Below are 4,982 nucleotides of genomic sequence, written 5' to 3'. Positions count from 1 at the left end.
CTCCAGGGCGGCGGTCCAGACGGGGGCGGCGCCGGCGACGAGGGCCTCCGCCCGCTCGATGATGGGCGAGGCCAGGTCCAGCCCCGTCGCGGCCTCCATCTCCAGGAGCGCGGGCGAGCTGTTCACCTCGAAGACCTTGGGCTGGCCCTGGACGTCCAGGATGTCCACCGCGGCCACCTCCAGGCCCACGAGCCGGGCGACCTTCTCCGCCGTGGCACGATGGCCGGGGGACAGCGGCAGGGCCTCCAGCCGGGCGCCCCGGTTCAGCGTGTGCGAGAGGCGGCCCGGGCGCGGCTTGCGCAGCACACAGGCAATGGCCTCTCCGCCCACCACGAGGACGCGGACGTCCTGGCCGGTGCTCCGGACGTACTCCTGCATGACGAGGTTGTGTCCCAGGCCCAGCACCGCCTCGAGCGCGGCCTCCAGCGACTGGAGGCTTTCGCAGACCATCACGCCGTGCTTCTCCTGGCCCTGGAGGAGCTTCACCAGCACGGGGACTCCGCCGACGAGGCCGACCATCTCCTTGAGCTGGGCCGCGTCCCGGGCCATCACGGTGGCGGGGACGTCGATGCCGTGGGCGGACAGCAGCTGGAGCGAGCGCATCTTGTTGCGCGACTGCGCGATGGCCTGGGCGTGGTTCACCAGGGGCACGCGCGCCAGACCGAACTGGTTCACCACCGCGAGCCCGTAGGTGCTGATGGACAGGGCGATGCGCGGGATGACGACGTCGGTGGGCGTGAGCTTCTTGCGGTCGTAGAAGAGGGTCGCCTGGCTGCCCCCGTCCAGATGCATCTGCACCCGGAGCGGGTTGAGCACGCGGACCCGGTGTCCCCTCGCCCGCCCTGCCTCGACGATCCGCCGCGTGGACGAGATGGAAGCGGAGCGCGAGAGGACAGTGATTTTCATGGCGGAGGCGACCGGCTCGGCGAGGACCCTATAATCCCCGCCCCTGCCCGCGTAAAGCCGCCTCCGCCTGCCTGCCGCCTAGAGCTGGCGGATGGCGCGCACTTCGACCTTGACGGGGTCCTCAGGGCGCGACGCCTCCAGCTTCGCGCAGGCGCTGCCGGTGAACCGCACGCCAAGCTTGTCGGGATCCGACAGGTCCAGCGACCAGGTGTCGGGGCCCGCGAGCGTGCGCTCGCCGTCGATGTAGACGACGATGAGCTTCTCATCGGAGGGCAGCTGGGTCGGCTCGAGTTCGGTGAAGCACGGCTCGCCCGGCTGGATCGCCTCGCTGATCTCCTTCAGGGCGTCCGCCAGTTCCTGGCGGTTGCCTGCCTGGTAGAACGACCGGTTGCAGAAGCCGGTGCTGAAGTCGCAGGTGTCCCCCGCGCCGCAGTCGGTGTTGACCTTGCAGTCACGTCCGAAGCCACCCGCGCGCGCCATCTCGTTGAGGACGCTGGGGCCGTCACCCACCGACGTCTCCGCGCCGAAGCCGATGACGATGGTGGAGATCTTGTTCCCCTTCAGCGCCTCCACCGCCGCCACGGAGGCGTCCTTGTCCAGGCAGCCACGGCGATGGTACGGGTTCAACGGGTCCACGCACGCGCTCGCGGGCTCGACCACGCAGCGGCACTCGGGGCTGCTGCCGTCGTTCACGTTCTTGTCATTGCAGTTCGGCAGACCGTCGGTCAGCAGGACGATGATGCGATCCCGGTTCCCGTCCGAGTTGTTGAAGAGCGTGCCCGTGAACTGCAGGCTCGCGCTCGTCGGCGTACCGCCTCGGGGCCGGCCCTGGCCGCCGTTGGGGATCGCCTGCAGCTTGGTGTTGACCTCGTTCGCGTAGGCCTGGAGCTCTTCGTCCGAATCCAGGTCCACCGGGAGCTGGGCGCGGACGCTTCCATCCTCCAGGCTGGCGGCGGGCGCGCACTGTTGAGTCGGGGTCGGATTGGCCCCCGGAGCCAGGACCGGCGGCGCCGGGTAGGTCGTGAGGCCGAAGCGGACCAGGTTGCCGCTCTCCGCGAGGAACGGACCCATGGCGCCCTGGAGCTCCGACCAGCGCGTGGGGCACTTCGTCGTGTCGCAGGGATTGCCCTCCTCACACGTGTAGAACTTGCCGTCCGGGCCTTGGAAGTCACACACGCGCGTGCCGCCGACGACAAGGTCCGCGTTGACCGGCTTCGTCATCGAGCCGGAGATGTCCACGAGGAGCATCACGTCCGGCTTGCTCTTGCGGGCGGTGATCACCGACTCCACAGTCGTCTGGGCGATCGCGAGCGGATCCACCGGCTCGAAGTCATAGGTCTGACAGCCGGCCATGACAGCGACACCGAGGGTGCCGGCCAGCAGTGCGCTCAGGGGGGTCGACTTGGCGCGCATAGGCTTTGAGGTTTTCCTTCCAGGGGGGAACAACGAACTGCGAATGCCCCAGCGTAACGCGTGGACGCCCACCGAGGCTACAGCGACTCGCAGCAGGCAGGTTGCATTCAGGTAGTGCTGCCAAGTTGCAACGACAGGCGATCCCCAAGTGCCGGTTCCCTTCCCCTGTCGGACATCCGCCTCCTTCCGGAGGGTGGGGGTCCGTTCAGAGCGTGAGGACGCGCGCGCCGTCGGTCAGCCTCCAGATGGAGGCCAGGCCCATGACTTCATCCAGGGTGCCGTTCAGCTCCTGGGGCGAGAAACCACAGATGCGCACCGTGGTGTCGCAGGCCACGAGCTTCGCGCCCAGGGCGCGGGCCTCCTCCAGCATGCGGGCCGGTGTGGGGACGTTGAGGCCATCGGCGCGGGCTGCCTCGGTGCGCTCGCGCTCCGTGTGGGCGAGCCCGAAGCCGCCGCGGATCAGCTGGCGCAGGGCCTCGAAGGCGAAGACGAAGTAGACGTCGTCGCCCATCGCTGCGGCGGTGATGCCCATGGAGGCCGCCTGATAGGCGGGCTCGTACGTGGCGTGTTGGAGGAAGAAGAAGACGCGTCCGGCCATGATGTCCGACCTTAGCGTTATCGAGTCCGGGCCGGCAGCCGTCGTATAACGGGGGCTCCCCTTCCCCACCGGGAGCCCCGCATGTCGAGCCAGCCGTCCAGCCCTCGCGGTGTTCGTCCCTCGCCGGCTCCGTCCCGCTTTGCCGCTTCGTGGTGGGTGGCGCTGACGGGCCTCGCCGTGCTCGCGGGCGCGGGGCCCGTGTCCGAAGCGGCTCCGGTCCGCGCCCAGGTCCTGCCCGCGGCTTCCATGTCGCCGGCCCCCTCCGTTCCCGGGCCGCTGCGCGCGGAGGCGCTGGGATTGCTCTCGCAGCCGAACGCCGCACCGGATGCGGCGTGGCGCAGGCTTGGGCCTGGAGTAGTGCCCGTGCTCGCGGCGCTGGCGGAGGACACGAGCGTCCCCGATGCGCAGCGGATGCGGGCCGTGACGGCGCTGGCGCGCGTGGAGACACCCGAGGCGGGACAGACGCTCCAGGCGATGCTGGAGGATCCGCACCGGCCTTCGGATGTGCGCTCGCAAGCCGCCGCCGCGTTGGGCCAGCGGCTGGGGTTCGAGGCCGTGAAGACGCTGCGGGCCCGCTTGGAGGACCATGACCTGCGGCTGCGCGAGGCCGTGGCCCAGGCGCTCGGCCGGCTGGGCGGTCAGCAGGTGCGCGAGGCGCTGGAGGAGCGGCTTCCTCTGGAGGACGTTCCCCAGGTGCGTGAGGCGCTTCAGCAGGGCCTCACGCTGGCGGAGCCCTGAGCCGGCCGTCTGGGGTGGACCGCTCGGGGCTCGCAACGCGCGGGGCCTTCCGTTAGATGGGTGGCCATGCGCCCCACCGTCCTCCTTTTCGATATCGATGGCACCCTCGTCACCACCGGCGGTGCCGGCCGCCGCGCCATGGGCCTGGCCTTCGACCAGCTCCACAAGCGCCGGGACGCGTGTGACGGCTTCAGCATGTCCGGGATGACAGACCGGGCCATCGTCCGCAAGGGGCTGGGCATCATCGGGCAGGCGGACACCGAGGACGCCATCAGCGCGGTCATCGACGCGTACGTCGCCCACCTGGGCCTGGAGGTGCCGAAGGTTGATGCGCGCGAGTACCGGCTGCATCCGGGCATGCGCGAGGCCGTGACGGAGGCGCGCTCGCGGCCGGGCTTCGCGGTGGGCCTGGGCACCGGCAACGTGCGCGCGGGCGCCAAGGTGAAGCTGGACCGCGTGAACATCCACGACCAGTTCGCCTTCGGCGGCTTCGGCTGCGACTTCGAGGACCGCGTGGCCCTCATCCGGCACGGCGCGCAGGCCGGGGCGGCGCAGCTGGGCCACCCGCTGGAGGCCTGCCGGGTGGTGATCATCGGCGACACGCCCAAGGACGTCGCGGCCGCCAAGGGCATTGGCGCGGAGACGATTGGCGTGGGGACCGGCAACTTCACGCCCCAGGCGCTGCGTGACGCCGGCGCCGAGTGGGCCTTCGCGGATTTCGCCGCTCCCGGAGCCATGGAGGCCCTGCTCGTCGGCCGGTGAAGGTGTGGTATCTCCGCCGCCCCTCCGAGGAGTCGTCCACGCATGTCGTCCACGCTCGAATCGTATGAGCTGATCCGCTTCGCCGAGGCCTTCGAGGCCCGGCTCGCCACGGCGGAGGAGATGGTCGTCGGCAGGCCGGGGCTGGAGGCCGAGAAGCAGTGGCTGGCCTCCGCGCTGGAGCGCCTGCGCGAGGCCCGTGAGCCGGCGGGCGGCCTGCTGGAGCAGGTGAAGGACCTGCCGGAGCTCGACGAGGCCCGCGAGGAGTTCTCGTTCGATCAGCAGGGCCGCTGGGTGGATGCGCTGGAGAAGCTGCACGCCGGCATCACCTTCACCGCCAGCAGCCGCGCTCCCGTCATCGAGGCGCTCTTCCCGCACCTCAAGTTCCCGCAGCTGCGCCGGGCTCCCGTGGAGATGGTCAACGAGTACGCCACGTCGTACGAGCGGCGGCTCAAGAGCGCCTACGTCACCCGCATCTTCTCGCGCGATGACTTCGCCATGGTCCGCCCCGTCGTGGATCTGGTCGCCGCGACGTTCGCCGCGTGGACCGCGAGCCTGTCCCCCACCC

Annotated in this window: 5 protein-coding genes and 1 pseudogene; 3 read left to right on the top strand and 3 right to left on the bottom strand. The window is 70.5% G+C overall.

All coding sequences use genetic code 11. The features are described from left to right. The 3 genes from D7X55_RS35660 to D7X55_RS35650 form a co-directional block, all read right to left on the bottom strand. On the bottom strand, positions 1 to 906 hold a 906-nt coding region (locus D7X55_RS35660; RefSeq protein ID WP_121725374.1), incomplete at its 3' end, for a RimK family alpha-L-glutamate ligase. A 78-nt stretch (positions 907 to 984) separates the two neighbouring features. Next, positions 985 to 2,259 carry an adventurous gliding motility lipoprotein CglB gene (gene cglB / locus D7X55_RS35655; protein WP_233610259.1) on the bottom strand — a complete coding sequence of 425 codons (1,275 nt, stop codon included), beginning with the start codon at positions 2,257 to 2,259 and terminating at the stop codon, positions 985 to 987. Between the two features lie 265 nt (positions 2,260 to 2,524). Continuing rightward, on the bottom strand, positions 2,525 to 2,917 hold the full coding sequence (locus D7X55_RS35650) for a DsrE family protein (protein ID WP_120550954.1): 393 nt from the start codon (positions 2,915 to 2,917) through the stop codon (positions 2,525 to 2,527). An 81-nt stretch (positions 2,918 to 2,998) separates the two neighbouring features. On the opposite strand from D7X55_RS35650, the gene D7X55_RS35645 reads away from it, so the two are divergent. From D7X55_RS35645 to D7X55_RS35635, 3 genes and pseudogenes are all read left to right on the top strand, one after another. Beyond that, a complete protein-coding gene (locus tag D7X55_RS35645; RefSeq protein ID WP_233610258.1) occupies positions 2,999 to 3,655 on the top strand; it encodes a HEAT repeat domain-containing protein in 657 nt (218 codons plus the stop codon). Positions 3,656 to 3,721: 66 nt separating this feature from the next. Then, positions 3,722 to 4,417: an HAD family hydrolase gene (locus D7X55_RS35640; protein ID WP_121725372.1), complete on the top strand. Its 696-nt coding sequence runs from the start codon at positions 3,722 to 3,724 to the stop codon at positions 4,415 to 4,417. Between the two features lie 42 nt (positions 4,418 to 4,459). After that, positions 4,460 to 4,982 (top strand): annotated as a pseudogene (locus tag D7X55_RS35635) (hypothetical protein); the annotation flags it as partial.

It is taken from the genome of Corallococcus sp. AB049A (genome assembly GCF_003668885.1).
Lineage (GTDB): Bacteria > Myxococcota > Myxococcia > Myxococcales > Myxococcaceae > Corallococcus > Corallococcus interemptor.
The sequence above is the reverse complement of the archived record's forward strand: the minus strand, read 5'-3'. Positions and strand labels throughout refer to the sequence as shown.